The following is a 16,310-nucleotide window of genomic DNA, read 5'->3' as shown; positions in this document are numbered from 1 at the left end:
CGCTGGCGCCGTTGCAGGAGGGGATCTTGTATCACCACCTCGCGGCGGCCCAGGGCGATCCGTACCTGCAATACGTGATGTTCGGCTTCGACAGCTTCGCGCGCCTGAACGGTTTCAGTCAGGCGCTGCAAGCCGTGGTCGCGCGGCACGACATCCTGCGCACCGGTGTGCTGTGGGAAGGCCTGGCCGAACCGATGCAAGTGGTCTGGCGTGACGCGCGACTGGTGGTCGAAGCGGTCGAGCTGGAGCCGGCGGCCGGCGATATCGCCACACAGCTGCACCAGCGTTTCGACCCGCGGCACTATCGCCTGGATATCCGCGAAGCACCGATGATGCGCATCGCGTATGCGCAAGACACGGCGAATCAGCGCTGGGTCGGCATCCTGCTGTTCCATCACCTGGTGGACGATGCCACGTCGCTGGCGGTGCTGGCCTCGGAAATCGAGGCGCATATGCTCGGCCAGGCACAACGCCTGCCGATGTCGGTGCCGTACCGCAACTACGTGGCCCAGGCTCGACTCGGTGTCAGCCGCGAAGCCCACGAAACCTTCTTCCGCGACATGCTCGGTGAGGTTGACGAACCAACCTTGCCGTTCGGTTTACAAGACGTGCAGGGGGACGGCAGTGGCATCGAGGAAGTGCGCGAGAACATCGACGCCGACCTCAGCCGTCGCTTGCGAGTGCAGGCCCGTCAGCTCGGGGTGAGTGCGGCGAGTTTGTATCACCTGGTCTGGGCGCAGGTCCTGGCCAAGGTTTCGGGCCGCGACGACGTGGTGTTCGGCACCGTGCTGATCGGGCGGATGCAGGCCGGCGAGGGCGCAGATCGTGCCTTGGGCATGTTCATCAACACCTTGCCGCTGCGGGTGCAATTGGGCGAACAGGCTGTGCGTGCCGGTGTGAAAGCCACGCACAAACAATTGACCGCGCTGCTGGGCCATGAGCACGCCTCGCTGGTGCTGGCGCAACGTTGCAGCGGCGTATCGGCACCGACGCCACTGTTCAGTGCCTTGCTCAACTACCGCCACACCGGAGCGATGACGTCGAAGGAAGCGTTGTCAGCGTGGAACGGCATTGAATTGCTCAGCGGTGAAGAGCGCACCAATTATCCGTTGACCTTGTCGGTGGATGATCAGGGCGAGTCGTTCAGCTTCACCGTCATGACCCCGGAGCGGATCGGTGCGCAACGTATCTGCGGTTATGTGCAGCAGACGTTGCAAGGCCTGATCGGCATGCTCGAACAGACCCCGGATGCGCCGCTGCACCAATTGTCGATCCTGCCTGCCGCTGAAACCGAGCAGTTGCGGGTGACGTTCAACGCCACCGAGCGCGATTACCCACGGGACCTGTTGATTCACGAGCTGTTCGAACAGCAAGTCGTACGCCGTCCTGACGCTTGTGCGGTCAGCGACGACAGTGGCCAGGTCCTGACCTACACCGCGCTCAATCGCCGGGCCAACCGACTCGCCCACCAGTTGATAAAACTCGGCGTCGGCCCCGATGCACGGGTTGCCGTGTGCCTGCGCCGCAGCCCGGAGATGGTGATTGCGCTGCTGGCGATCCTCAAGGCCGGTGGCGCCTATGTGCCGATCGACCCGGACCTGCCGGACGCTCGCCGCGAATACATGCTCGACGACAGCGCGCCGTTGGCGGTGTTGAGCAGCGCGGAGTTGGCGCAAACCCTGCCAGCGCTGGGCGTGCCGTTGTTGGTGCTGGATCGCGATACTTATGACTTCTCCGACACCAATCCGCAAACACCGGGCCTCAACGCCACGCACCTGGCCTACGTGCTCTACACCTCGGGTTCGACCGGCATGCCCAAAGGCGTGATGAACGAGCATCGCGGCGTGGTCAATCGCCTGCTCTGGGCGCGTGATGAATACCGTGTCGATGAAACCGACCGCATCCTGCAAAAGACCCCGTTCGGCTTCGATGTCTCGGTCTGGGAATTCTTCCTGCCGTTGCTCGCCGGTGCCCAATTGGTCATGGCCAAGCCCGGCGGCCATCAGGAACCGGATTACATCGCGCAAACCATTCGCAGCGCCGGCATCACCCTGTTGCACTTCGTGCCGTCCATGCTCGAGCTGTTCCTGGAACGTCGAGACAGCCAAGGCTTCCCAGGACTGCGTCGGGTGCTGTGCAGCGGCGAGGCGTTACCCCGCAGTCTGCAAAAACGCTTCGAACAACAACTGGCCGAGGTCGAGCTGCACAACCTGTACGGGCCGACCGAAGCGGCCATCGACGTGACCGCGTGGCAGTGCCGTCCGACGGATCAGGGCGACAGCGTGCCGATTGGCCGACCGATCGCCAACATCCAGATCCACATCCTCGACAGCCATGGCGCGCCTACGCCGCTGGGCATTGCCGGGGAAATCAATATCGGTGGCGTCGGCGTGGCCCGGGGTTATCTGAACCTGCCTGAGCTGAGTGCCGAGCGTTTTGTGGCTGATCCGTTTTCCAGCGATCCGGAGGCTCGCCTGTACAAAACCGGAGACCTCGGTCGCTGGCTGCCCGATGGCTCGGTTGAGTATCTGGGCCGTAACGACTTCCAGGTGAAGATCCGCGGCTTCCGCATTGAGTTGGGCGAGATTGAAGCCAAGTTGGCCAATTACCCTGAGGTCAAGGAAACCGTAGTGCTGGCCCGTGAAGACGTGCCGGGCGAGAAACGCCTGGTGGCTTACTACACGACTCCGGGCGGCGCGCTGGAGGCGGAAATCCTGCGCTCGCACCTGCAAGCCCGGCTGCCGACCTACATGGTCCCGGCGGCTTATGTACACCTCGATGCCTTGCCGCTGACCGCCAACGGCAAACTCGACCGCAAGGCGCTGCCGGCACCGGACCTGGCGTCCCTGATCACCCGGGGCTACGAAGCGCCCATTGGCGACACCGAAATCACCCTGGCCCAACTCTGGGCGGAAGTCCTCAACGTGGAGCGCGTCGGCCGTCACGATCACTTCTTCGAACTCGGCGGGCACTCGCTGCTGGCCGTCAGCCTGATGGAGCGCATGCGCCAGGAAGGTCTTGAAGCGGATGTCAGGACGTTGTTCGAGCAACCCACGCTCTCGGAATACGCAGCAACGACAGAAAAAATGGAGATTGTCCTGTGACTGTGATCGAACTGTTGGCAACACTAAAAGAAAAAGACGTACAGCTCTCAGTCAAAGGCGACCAGCTTGTTGTTCGAGGCCGCAAACAGTCTCTGGGCGAACCGGCGGTGCTGGCCTTGCTGCGTGAGCATAAAGCGACGCTGATCGAGTTGATCCAGACCGGGCAATACGACGCCAGCAAGGCCGGCGAAATCGAGATCCCCGGCAACGGCATACCGGAGGGTTGCACGCGCATTACGCCGTCGATGCTGACGCTGGTGAACCTGGATCAACCGGCCATCGAGCGCATTGTCGCCACGGTGCCGGGCGGTGCGGCCAATGTGCAGGACATTTATCCATTGGCGCCGTTGCAGGAAGGGATTCTTTATCACCACTTGACCGCCAGCCAGGGCGACCCCTACGTCCTGCAAGCCCAATTCAGCATCACCACCCGTGAACGCCTGGCGGATTTTGCCGACGCCTTGCAAAGCGTGGTCGATCGCCACGATATCCTGCGCACCGCGATCGTCCGCGAAGGGCTGGATGAACCGGTGCAAGTGGTGTGGCGCCATGCACGCCTGGGCCTGCAAGACATCAGTGCCGACATCGTCGACGGCGATGCCATGGCGCAACTGCAAGCGCGTTTCGATCCTCGCCATCATCGCCTCGACGTCAGCCAGGCGCCGTTGCTGTTGCTGGTGTTCGCCGAAGACCCGCTGAACCAGCGCTGGGTCGCGATGCTGCTGTTTCACCATATGGCCCTGGACCATGCGGCGCTCGCCGTGGTCCAGCATGAAATGCAGGCCTACCTGATGGGGCAGGCCGAGCAATTGCAGGCTGCCGTGCCGTACCGCAACTACGTCGCGCGCACCCGTCAGGCCGGTCAGCGCCAGGCCGACGAAGCATTTTTCGGTGAGATGCTCGGTGATGTCGACGAACCGACCTTGCCCTTCGGCCAGCAGGATGTGCTGGGCGACGGCAGTGCGATCGAAGAGATCCAGCGTCCATTGCCGTCGGAACTAAGCCGCCGTCTGCGGGCACAGGCGCGATTGGTCGGGGTCAGCGCGGCGAGCGTGATCCACCTCGCTTGGGCCCAGGTGCTGGGCTGTGTGTCGGGCCGCGAGGATGTGGTGTTCGGCACGGTGATGCTGGGGCGTATGCAGGCCTCGGAAAACATGAGCCGGGCGCTGGGCATGTTCATCAATACCTTGCCGCTGCGGGTCGGCGTGGGCGCACAGAGTGTGCGCGACGGAGTCAAGTCCACCCACGCGCGGCTCAGCACCTTGCTCAGTCACGAATACGCGTCCCTGGCATTGGCCCAGCGCTGCAGCGGAGTGCCGGCACCGGCGCCGTTGTTCAGCGCGCTGTTGAATTACCGCCACAGCACCAGCGCGACCCAGGCGATCCCGGCCGAAGCGAGCCGGGCCTGGAGCGGCATCGAAACCCTCAGCGCCCAGGAGCGCACCAACTACCCGCTGATTATCTCGGTCGACGACTTCGCCGATGACTTTGCCCTGACCGTGCAGGCGAGCGCGCAAATTGGCGCGGCGCGTCTGTGCGACTACATGCAGACCGCCGTGGAAAGTCTGGTCGCGGCGCTGGAAGAGGCCCCGGATTCGCGGCTCGACAGCCTGTTGATCCTGCCGGCCGCCGAGCGTGAACAAGTAGTGCTGACGTTCAACCAAACCGAGCGCGAATACCCCCGGCAGCAGACCGTTCACGGGTTGTTCGAAGCCCAGGCCGAGGCTCGCCCCGACGCACCCGCCGCCGTAGAAGCAGGGCAAACCCTAACCTATGCCGAGCTGAACACCAAGGCCGAACGCCTGGCCGCACGCCTGACCAGCCTTGGCCTGCAACCGGGCGAAGCGGTGGCGATCCTGCTGCCACGCTCCCTGGATTTACTGGTCAGCCAACTGGCGATCCTCAAATGCGCGGCGGTTTATGTGCCGCTGGACATCAATGCGCCCGTCGAACGCCAGCAGTTCATGCTGCAAGACAGTCGCGCCGTCCTGGCCTTGACCCGAAGTGGCGAGGTGTTGGCCGACGGCGTACGTCGAGTCGATCTGGATACGCTTGATTTCGCTAACCAGGCGGTCCGCAACGTAGCGCACCCGCAGTCCAGCGAAACCCCGGCGTACATCATGTACACCTCGGGCTCCACCGGCACACCTAAAGGCGTGCTGGTGCCGCACCGGGCGATCAGCCGACTGGTGATCAACAACGGCTATGCCGATTTCAACTCAGCGGATCGTGTGGCCTTCGCCTCCAATCCGGCCTTCGACGCCAGCACCCTGGAAGTCTGGGCACCGTTGCTCAATGGCAGTTGTGTGGTGGTGGTCGAACAGGATGTGCTGTTGTCCCAAGAACACTTCCGCGCGCTGGTGCTTGAGCAAAAAATCAGTGTGTTGTGGATGACGGCGGGGCTGTTTCATCAATACGCCGCCGGTTTGATGTCGGCGTTTGGCCAATTGCGCTACCTGATCGTCGGTGGCGATGTGCTCGATCCGGCGGTGATCGGCCGCGTCTTGAACGAAGGCGCGCCGCAGCATCTGCTCAATGGCTACGGCCCGACCGAAGCCACGACCTTTTCCACCACTCACGAAATCACGGCAGTCGACGTCGGCAGCATTCCGATTGGCCGGCCGATCGGCAACACGAAGGTCTACGTGCTCGACGCACAACTGCGCGCCGTACCCCTGGGCGTGCCCGGCGAGCTGTTTATCGGTGGCGCGGGGGTCGCCAACGGCTATCTTAACCGTCCAGAACTGAGCGCTGAAAAGTTCATCGCCGACCCGTTCAACGGTCAATCGATGTATCGCACGGGCGACCTCGGGCGCCACTTGCCGGACGGCAGCATTGAGTACCTGGGCCGCAACGACGATCAGGTGAAAATCCGTGGCTACCGCATCGAACTGGGTGAAATTGAAGCCCGGTTGGCGCAACACGACAGCGTGAAAGACACGGTGGTGCTAGTACGTGAAGATGTGCCGGGGGAAAAACGCCTGGTGGCCTATTTCACCGGCGATGGCGCGGCGGACCTCGACAGCCTGCGCACCCACCTGCAATCAGGACTGCCGGATTACATGGTGCCGGCGGCGTACGTGCAACTCGACCGCTTGCCATTGACCGCCAACGGCAAGCTCGACCGCAAGGCACTGCCCGTGCCGGACCTGGCGTCGATCGTCACCCGGGGTTATGAAGCGCCGCAGGGCGAAATCGAAATCACCCTGGCCCGGCTCTGGGCGCAGGTGCTCAACGTCGAGCGCGTCGGTCGTCACGATCACTTCTTCGAACTGGGCGGGCATTCGCTGTTGGCAGTCAACCTGATCGAGCAAATGCGTCAGGTCGACCTCAGCGCCGATGTGCGCGTACTGTTTGGTCAACCAACATTGGCAGCCCTGGCCGCCGCCGTGGGTGGCGGCAATGAAATCCAGGTGCCGGCCAATGGCATCACCCCGGACTGCCAGCGGATCACCCCGGCGATGTTGCCGCTGGCCGCGCTGGATCAGGACGCGATTGATCGCATCGTCGCCACGGTTCCCGGCGGCACGGCCAACGTGCAGGACATCTACCCGTTGGCGCCGTTGCAGGAAGGCATTCTCTACCACCATATGTCCGCCGGGCAGGGTGACCCTTACGTCCTGCAATCGCTGTTTTCCTTCGACAGTGAAGCGCGTCTTCAAGCGTTTACCCAGGCGTTGCAAGGCGTCATCAATCGCCACGATATCTTGCGCACGGCGGTGCTTTGGGAAGGTCTGGAACAACCGGTGCAAGTGGTCTGGCGCCAGGCCCGGCTCGGTGTCGAGCACGTGGCGTTGAGCCGCGACGATGGCGATGTCGTGACCCAGTTGCACGCACGTTTCGACTCCCGTCATCACCGTCTCGATATCCGCCAGGCGCCGTTGATGTGCCTGCGGGTGGCCGAAGATTCGGCCAACCAACGTTGGGTGGCGATGCTGCTGTTCCACCACATCGCCCTCGACCACACCGCGCTGGAAGTGGTGCAGCAGGAAATGCAGGCGCACTTGCTGGGTCAGGAAAACGGTCTGGCCGCGGCCATGCCGTACCGCAACTACGTGGCCCAGGCTCGGTTGGGTGTCAGCCAGGTACAGCACGAAAGCTTTTTCCGCGAGATGCTCGGCGATATCGACGAGCCGACGCTGCCCTTTGGCTTGCAACAGGTGCAGGGCGACGGCAGTGGCATCGAGGAAGCCAAACTGGAAGTGAACGCCGAGCTGAGCCGACGCCTGCGGGCCCAGGCGCGGCAGATGGGCGTGAGCGCCGCCAGCCTGCATCACTTGGCCTGGGCGCAGGTCATCGGGCGTTTGTCCGGGCGCGAAGACGTGGTGTTCGGCACCGTGCTGATGGGCCGGATGCAGGGCGGCGACGGTGCGGACCGGGCGCTGGGCATGTTCATCAACACCTTGCCGCTGCGGGTCAGCCTGGACGAGCAGGGCGTGCGCGCCGGGGTCAAGGCCACGCACGCGCGGCTGACGGCATTGCTCGGTCACGAACACGCTTCGCTGGCCTTGGCGCAACGCTGCAGCCGCGTGGCATCACCGGCGCCGCTGTTCAGTGCGTTGCTCAATTACCGCCACAGCGCGACCGGCGAAGTCTCGGCTGAAGCGGCGAGCGCGTGGCAGGGCATGGAAAATCTTGGTGCAGAAGAACGCACCAACTATCCGCTGACCCTGTCGGTGGATGACCTGGGCGCCGGATTCCTGCTGAGCGCCCTGGTGCAGAAAGGCATCGGTGCCGCACGCATCTGCGCCTACATGCACACCGCGCTGGAGCAGTTGGCCAAGGCGCTGGAACACGCGCCGCGAACGCCGCTGCGTAACCTGGAGATCTTGCCGGACGCCGAACGTAGCCAATTGCTGGTGGATTTCAACGCCACCACACGCGCCTATCCCCAGGACAAAACCGTCCTCGCGCTGTTCGAAGCGCAAGTGGCACGCACCCCGCACGCAGTCGCGGCGGTGCACGGTCAGGAAACGTTGAGTTATGCCGCATTGAATCAGCGGGCGAACCAACTGGCGCATTACCTGATCGGTCTGGGTGTACAACCGGACGATCGCGTGGCGATCCTGCTGCCGCGTTCCCTCGATTTGCTGGCCAGTCAACTGGCAGCGCTCAAATGCGCGGCGGCCTATGTGCCGCTGGATCGCAATGCGTCCCTGGAGCGCCAGCGCTTCATGCTGGAAGACAGCCAGGCCTCGGTGTTGCTGACGTTCAGCGATCAGGAGGCGCCTGAAGGTGCGCACCGTATCGATCTGGACGCATTGGATCTGCACGGCGAGGCCATTCACGATCTGGCGCTGAGCCAGTCCGCCGAAACCATCGCCTACATCATGTACACCTCCGGTTCCACCGGTCAGCCCAAGGGCGTACTGGTGCCGCACCGGGCCATCAATCGCCTGGTGATCAACAACGGTTACGCCGATTTCAACGAACAGGACCGCATCGCTTTCGCCTCGAACCCAGCGTTCGACGCCAGCACCATGGACGTGTGGGGCGCCTTGCTCAATGGCGGCCGGGTGATAGTGATCGACCACGAAACCCTGCTGGAACCGTCACGCTTCGCCGCCGTCCTGACCGAATCCGGCGCGACGGTGTTGTTCGTCACCACGGCGATCTTCAACCAATACGTGCAGCTGATCCCGCAAGCCATCGGTGGCCTGCGCATCCTGCTGTGTGGCGGTGAACGGGCGGATGCGGCGTCCTTCCGGCGCTTGTTGAGCCTGGCGCCGAATCTGCGTCTGGTGCATTGCTACGGCCCGACCGAAACCACCACCTACGCCACCACTTATGAAGTGAAGGCTGTGGCAGCGGATGCCGAAAGCGTGCCGATTGGCGGGCCGATTTCCAACACGCAACTCTATCTGCTCGACGCCCGCCAGCAGCTCGCACCGCTGGGCGTGGTCGGCGAAATCTATATCGGCGGTCGCGGGGTGGCGAAGGGATACCTCAACCGGCCGGAACTGACGGCGCAGGCGTTTATCGCCGACCCGTTCAGTGATGAGCTCGGCGCCTTGCTCTACCGCACCGGCGACCTGGGACGTTGGCTGTCCGAGGGGCAGCTGGAATGCCTGGGGCGCAATGATGATCAGGTGAAGATTCGTGGCTTCCGCATCGAGCTCGGTGAAATCGAGGCCAAACTGGCTGCCTGCGACGGCGTGAAGGACACCGTGGTGCTGGTCCGGGCCGACGAGTCCGGCGAAAAGCGCCTGGTCGCCTACGTGGTGGCTCAGCCCGAGGTCACGCTGACGGTGGCGTGGTTGCGCGAGCAATTGTCCGCGTCTTTGTCCGAATACATGGTGCCGAGTGCGTTCGTGATCCTGCCGATATTCCCCCTGACCCTCAATGGCAAGATCGATCGCAAAGCGCTGCCCGCGCCACAAGCCGACGCCTTCGCAAGCCAGGCCTACGAAGCGCCGCAAGGTGAGATCGAGCAGACCCTGGCGGGTTTGTGGGCGGACCTGCTGAACGTCGAGCAGGTCGGTCGTCGCGATAATTTCTTTGAACTGGGCGGGCATTCGCTGTTGGCCATGCGCCTGATCGAACGGATGCGCCAGGTTGATCTGGCGGTGGATGTGCGGGTGCTGTTCAGCCAACCGACGCTGTTGGCGCTGGCCGCCGCCGTGGGCGGGCACACCGAAGTGGTGGTGCCGGCCAACGCGATCGTCGACGGGTGTGAGCGCATTACCCCGGCCATGCTGCCGCTGGCGATCTTGAGTCAGTCGGCGATTGACCGGATCGTCGCGAGCGTGCCCGGCGGCGTCGCGAATGTGCAGGACATCTACCCGTTGGCGCCGTTGCAGGAAGGCATCCTGTTCCACCACCTCTCAGCGGAACATGGCGATCCTTATGTGCTGCAATCGCAATTCGGCTTTGAGAGCCGTGCGCGTTTCAATGACTTCGCCCAAGCGCTGCAACAGGTGATCAACCGCCATGACATCCTCCGGACCTCCATGTCCTGGGAAGGACTGGCGGAACCGATGCAGGTGGTGTGGCGTCATGCACCGCTGGTGTGCGAACAGTTTGAGCCGGCCAGCGGCGATGTCGCCCAGCAGTTGTATGCGCATTTCGATGCCCGGCATTACCGCCTCGATGTGCGTCAGGCGCCGATGCTACGCCTGGTGTTCGCCGAGGACGTGGCTAACCGGCGCTGGGTCGCGACGCTGTTGTTCCACCATATGGTGCTCGACCACACGGCGCTGGAAACCCTGGAACACGAAATGCAGGCGCATTTGCTCGGTCACGGGCAGCGTTTGGGCGCTGCGGTGCCGTATCGCAACTACGTGGCGCAGGCGCGGCTGGGTGTCAGCCAGGATCAGCACGAAGCATTCTTCCGCGAGATGCTTGGCGATATCGATGAGCCGACCCTGCCGTTTGGTTTGCAGGATGTGCAGGGCGATGGTACCGGCGTCACTGAAGTGAAACGCGCGGTTGATGCCGGTTTGAGCCAACGCCTGCGTGCCCAGGCCCGGCAACTCGGGGTCAGTGCGGCAAGCGTGGTGCATTTGGCCTGGGCCCAGGTGTTGGGGCGGGTCAGTGGCCGCGACGAAGTCGTGTTCGGCACGGTGCTGCTGGGGCGGATGCAGGGCGGTGAGGGCGCCGACCGCGCGCTGGGGATGTTCATCAATACCTTGCCGTTGCGGGTCAGCCTCGGCGGGCAAGGTGCGGGTGCTGCGGTGAAAGCCACGCATATGCGCCTGACCGGCCTGCTCGGTCACGAACACGCGCCGCTGGCATTGGCCCAGCGTTGCAGCGGCGTGGTCGCGCCGACGCCGCTGTTCAGCGCCATGCTCAACTATCGCCATAGCGCGACTGAAGTCACGGAACAAATGGTCTCGGCCTGGCAAGGCATCGAGGCGTTGGGCGGTGAGGAACGCACTAATTACCCGCTGACACTGGCCGTGGATGACGAGGGCCTGGGTTTCAGCCTGGTGGTTCAGGCGGTGGAAGGGATCGATGCGCAGCGGATCGGCGATTACATGCAGCTTGCGCTTGAGCGTCTGGTCATTGCACTGGAGCAGGCGCCGGACACGCCGCTGCATCAACTCGATAGCCTGCCGGACGCCGAACGTCGGCAGTTGCTGGAGACCTTTAACGCTACGGCGGTCGAGTATCCGCAGGGTCTGACCTTGCACGGGTTGTTCGAAGCGCAGGTGACTTCGGGCCCGGATGCGATTGCCGTGAGCTTTGAAAACAGTCACTGGACGTATGCCGAACTGAACCGCAGCGCCAACCAGATTGCCCATCGCCTGATCGAACTGGGCATCCGCCCGGATGACCGTGTGGCAATTTGCGTGGATCGCAGCCTGGAGATGGTCGCGGGACTGTTGGGCATCCTGAAATCCGGCGCCGCGTATGTGCCGCTGGATCCGGATTATCCGGCTGATCGGTTGGCCTACATGCTGGAGAACAGTGCGCCGACGGTGGTCCTGACCCAACGTGCTTTGCAGGCCAGCCTGCCGGCGACAGATGCACTGGTCTTGTTGCTGGACGGCGGCGGCTTCTCGATTCAGCCGAACACCGATCCTGTCGTAGAAGGCCTGAAATCAGACAACCTGGCCTACGTGATCTACACCTCCGGATCGACCGGGATGCCCAAAGGTGTGATGAACGAACACGGCGGGGTGGTTAACCGCTTGTTGTGGATGCAGGACGAATACCAACTGACACCTGCGGACGCCGTGCTGCAAAAAACACCATTCAGCTTCGACGTCTCGGTCTGGGAGTTCTTCTGGCCGCTGTTCACCGGTGCACGCCTGGTCATGGCGCGTCCGGGCGGTCATCGCGAACCGGCGTACCTGCGCGAAGTGATCCAAACCGAAGGCATCACCACGCTGCACTTTGTGCCGTCGATGCTGGATGTGTTCCTGGCCGCAGGCGATGTCAGCGATTGCAAAGGCCTGGTGCGGGTGATGTGCAGCGGCGAGGCGCTGCCGGGTCAACTGGTTCGACGCTTCAAGCTGCAACTGCCAGCCACTGAGTTGCACAACCTCTACGGCCCAACCGAAGCCGCCGTCGATGTCACCGCATGGAGCTGCGCCGGCCCTGATACGCCGGACAGCACGCCGATTGGCAAACCGGTGGCCAACACGCAAATCTACCTGCTCGATGCCCACCAACAGCCTGTGCCGATGGGCGTGGCGGGGGAGATCTACATCGCTGGCGTTCAAGTCGCGCGGGGCTATCTGCATCGTCCGGAACTGACGGTCGAACGCTTCCTTCGCGACCCGTTCAGCACCAAGCCGAATGCCCGGATGTACCGCACCGGCGACTTGGGCCGCTACCTGGCGGATGGCAATATCGTCTACCTCGGCCGCAACGACGATCAGGTCAAGATTCGCGGTTTCCGCATCGAACTGGGTGAGATCGAAGCCCGTCTCGCCGAGCACCCAGCGGTCGCGGAAGCGGTGGTGCTGGCCCGTGAGGACGCCAGCGGCGACAAACGCCTGGTGGCCTATTACACAACACCGACAACGGGCGAAACCCTCGACATCGAGACCCTGCGTGCCTACCTGCAAGTCCAGTTGCCGGAACACATGATCCCGGCAGCCTACGTGTATCTCGATGCATTGCCGCTCACCCCGAACGGCAAACTGGATCGCAAGGCGCTACCGGCGCCGGACGCGGATTCGGTGATCAGCCGTGGTTACGAAGCTCCCCAGGGTGAAGTGGAAACCACCCTGGCGCAGCTCTGGAGCGAACTGCTCAACGTCGAGCAGGTCGGGCGTCACGATCATTTCTTTGAACTGGGCGGGCACTCTCTGCTGGCGGTGAAGCTGATCGAGCAGATGCGTCAGGCCGGATTGAGCGCCGACGTGCGCGTGCTGTTCGGCCAGCCAACGCTGATGGCGCTGGCGGCGGCCGTGGGCGGTAGCAGCGAGATCGAGGTGCCGGTCAACGGCATCCCGGACGGTTGTGAACGGATCACCCCGGACATGCTGCCCCTGGTCCAACTGGATCAATCGGCGATTGATCAGATTGTCGCGCGAGTGCCCGGTGGCGCACGCAATGTGCAGGACATCTATCCGCTGGCGCCGTTGCAGGAAGGGATTTTGTATCACCACCTCGCCGCGGCCCAGGGCGATCCGTACTTGCAATACGTGGTGTTCGGTTTCGACAGCTTTGCCCGTCTGGAAGGTTTCAGTCAGGCGCTGCAAGCCGTGGTCGCCCGTCACGACATTTTGCGTACCGGCGTGCAATGGGAAGGCCTGGCCGAAGCGGTGCAGGTGGTCTGGCGCGATGCGCCGCTGGCCGTTGAGGCCGTGGCGCTAGACCCGGCGGACGGCGACATCGCCACGCAACTGCACGAGCGTTTCGACCCGCGCCACTATCGCCTGGATATTCGTCAGGCGCCGATGATGCGTATCGCGTATGCCGAGGACAACGCGAACCAGCGCTGGATCGGCATGCTGCTGTTCCATCACCTGGTCGACGACGCCACCTCCTTGGCGGTGCTGGCCTCGGAAATCGAGGCGCATATGCTCGGCCAGGGGCAACGTCTGGCGGCGTCGGTGCCGTACCGCAACTACGTGGCTCAGGCCCGATTGGGTGTCAGTCGAGAAAAACACGAAGCGTTTTTCCGCGACATGCTCGCCGATGTCGATGAGCCGACGTTGCCGTTCGGATTGCAGGATGTGCAAGGGGATGGCAGCGGTATCGAGGACCTTCGCCAGGACGTGGACGCCGACCTCAGTCGCCGTTTGCGCCTGCAGGCCCGGCAGCTCGGCGTGAGTGCGGCGAGCCTGTATCACTTGGTCTGGGGCCAGGTGCTGGCCAAGATCTCGGGCAAGGACGATGTGGTGTTCGGCACGGTGCTGATCGGCCGCATGCAGGGCGGTGAAGGCGCCGACCGGGCGCTGGGGATGTTCATCAACACCTTGCCGTTGCGGGTGACGCTGGGCGCGCAAAGCGTGCGGGACGGCGTCAAGGCCACCCATGCACGCCTGACCGCGCTGCTGGGGCACGAGCACGCTTCCCTGGCGCTGGCGCAACGTTGCAGCGGCGTGGAAGCACCGACGCCGCTGTTCAGCGCCTTGCTCAACTACCGCCATGCGTCCGCGACGGCCTCGACCGAGGCGCTGTCGGCCTGGAGCGGGATCGAGATGCTCAGCGGCGAAGAGCGCACCAACTATCCACTGACCTTGTCGGTGAACGACTTGGGCGAGGGGTTCAGCTTCACGGTCATGACCCCGGCGCGGATCGGTGCGCAGCGTATCTGCGGCTATGTACAGACTGCGCTGGAAAGCCTGGTGCAGGCGTTGGAGCATGGGCCGAAGGCGCCGCTGCATGGCTTGCGGATTTTGCCGGCGTCGGAGCGTGATCAGGTGTTGCTCGGGTTCAATGCCACTGAGGCGTTGTATCCGCTGGACGAGACGGTTCATGGGTTGTTTGAGGCGCAGGTTGAGCGGACGCCGGATGCTGTGGCGGTGGTCTATGGCGAACAGCGTCTGAGTTATCGCGAGCTGAATGAGCGGGCGAACCGCTTGGCGCATTACCTGCGCGGGCAGGGTGTGCAACCGGATTCGCGAGTGGCGATTTGTGTTGAGCGTTCGGCGGACATGGTCGTCGGGTTGTTGGCGATTTTGAAGGCGGGCGGCGGTTATGTGCCGCTGGATCCTGCGTATCCGCTGGATCGGATTGCCTACATGTTGCAGGACAGTGCGCCGGCCGTGGTGTTGGCGCAGGCTTCGACGCTCGGGCTTCTGAGTGAAGCTTCGATGCCGGTTATCGATCTCGATAGCAGCACTTGGCAGGACGAATCCGTCTCCAATCCTGTGATTGAAGGTCTGACGTCTGCGCATCTGGCCTATGTGATCTACACCTCGGGTTCGACCGGTTTGCCGAAAGGCGTGATGATCGAACACCGCAATACCGTGAATTTCCTGACCTGGGCGCATCGCTCATTCAACAGCGAAACCTTGGCGAAAACGCTGTTCGCGACCTCGCTGAACTTCGACCTGGCGGTCTACGAATGCTTCGCGCCGCTGACCTCGGGCGGCAGCATCAATGTCGTGACCAACGTATTGGAACCGCGAGACGACATCACCCTGATCAACACCGTGCCGTCCGCGCTTAAAGCCTTGCTGGAATCCGGCGGCCTCAGCAAAAACGTGCTCACGGTCAATGTCGCCGGTGAAGCGCTCAAACGCAGCCTCGTGGAAAACCTGTTCGAACAAACTCAGGTTCAACGTCTGTGCAACCTCTACGGCCCCTCGGAAACCACGACTTATTCAAGTTGGGTCTCGATGGACCGCGAGGATGGTTTCGCCGCGCACATCGGCAAACCTGTGGCCAACACCCAGTTCTATTTGCTGGATGAACACCAACAACCGGTTCCTTTGGGCGTGCCGGGTGAAATCTACATCGGCGGCGCGGGCGTGGCGCGGGGTTACCTGAACCGCGACGACCTGACTGCCGAACGCTTCCTTAACGATCCATTCCGCACCAATGCCCGGATGTACCGTACGGGCGATCTGGGCCGATACCTGCCCGACGGCAACATCGAATACCTCGGCCGCAACGACGACCAGGTCAAAATCCGCGGCTTCCGCATCGAACTCGGCGAGATCGAAGCCAAACTCACCCAACACGAGGACATCCACGAAACCGTCATCCTCGCCCGGGAAGACGTGCCCGGCGAAAAACGCCTGGTCGCGTACTACACCGCCCAGGCAACCCTCGACATCGACACATTACGCCGCCATCTGCAAGCGCAACTCCCGGACTACATGATCCCGGCAGCCTACGTCCACCTCGACAACTTGCCGCTGACCCCCAACGGCAAACTCGATCGAAAAGCCCTGCCGGCACCCGACAGCAGCGCCTATTCCACCCGTCACTATGAAGCCCCGGTGGGCGACATCGAGACGAAACTCGCGGTGTTGTGGGCGGAGCTGCTGAAAGTCGAACGGGTGGGGCGTCACGACCACTTCTTTGAACTGGGCGGGCATTCGCTGTTGGCGGTCAGCCTGATCGAGCGCATGCGCCAGGACAACATGGAAGCCGATGTCCGCGTGCTGTTCGGTGCGCCGACACTGGCGTCGGTGGCGGCGGCCGTGGGCCAGGTGCAACGGGTTGACGTACCACTGACGACCATCCCCGCGCTCACGCGCAAACGCCGTATCTGATTCATTCGCGATCCCGATCCGATGGGGTTCTCCCATCGGATTGCCTGCCTTTGCACAAATCCACACCGATCGACGCCAGGGC

The 16,310-nt window shown here is 63.1% G+C and carries 2 protein-coding genes (1 of these 2 only partly in view); both read left to right on the top strand.

The window, feature by feature from the left end:
- Positions 1 to 3,104 carry the 3' end of a non-ribosomal peptide synthase/polyketide synthase gene (locus tag ACIQY3_RS09335; protein ID WP_403018793.1) on the top strand. 25,804 nt of this gene lie to the left of the window's left edge, so only the last 3,104 of its 28,908 coding nucleotides appear in the window; the start codon falls outside the window, past its left edge; it ends in the stop codon at positions 3,102 to 3,104.
- A complete protein-coding gene (locus tag ACIQY3_RS09330; RefSeq protein WP_403018791.1) occupies positions 3,101 to 16,228 on the top strand; it encodes an amino acid adenylation domain-containing protein in 13,128 nt (4,375 codons plus the stop codon). Before ACIQY3_RS09335 ends, ACIQY3_RS09330 begins: the two co-directional genes overlap by 4 nt.
- Positions 16,229 to 16,310 lie beyond the last annotated feature (82 nt).

This window comes from Pseudomonas sp. NPDC096950 (assembly GCF_044762525.1).
Classification (GTDB): domain Bacteria; phylum Pseudomonadota; class Gammaproteobacteria; order Pseudomonadales; family Pseudomonadaceae; genus Aquipseudomonas.
This window is presented reverse-complemented; position numbering and strand designations above follow the sequence as displayed.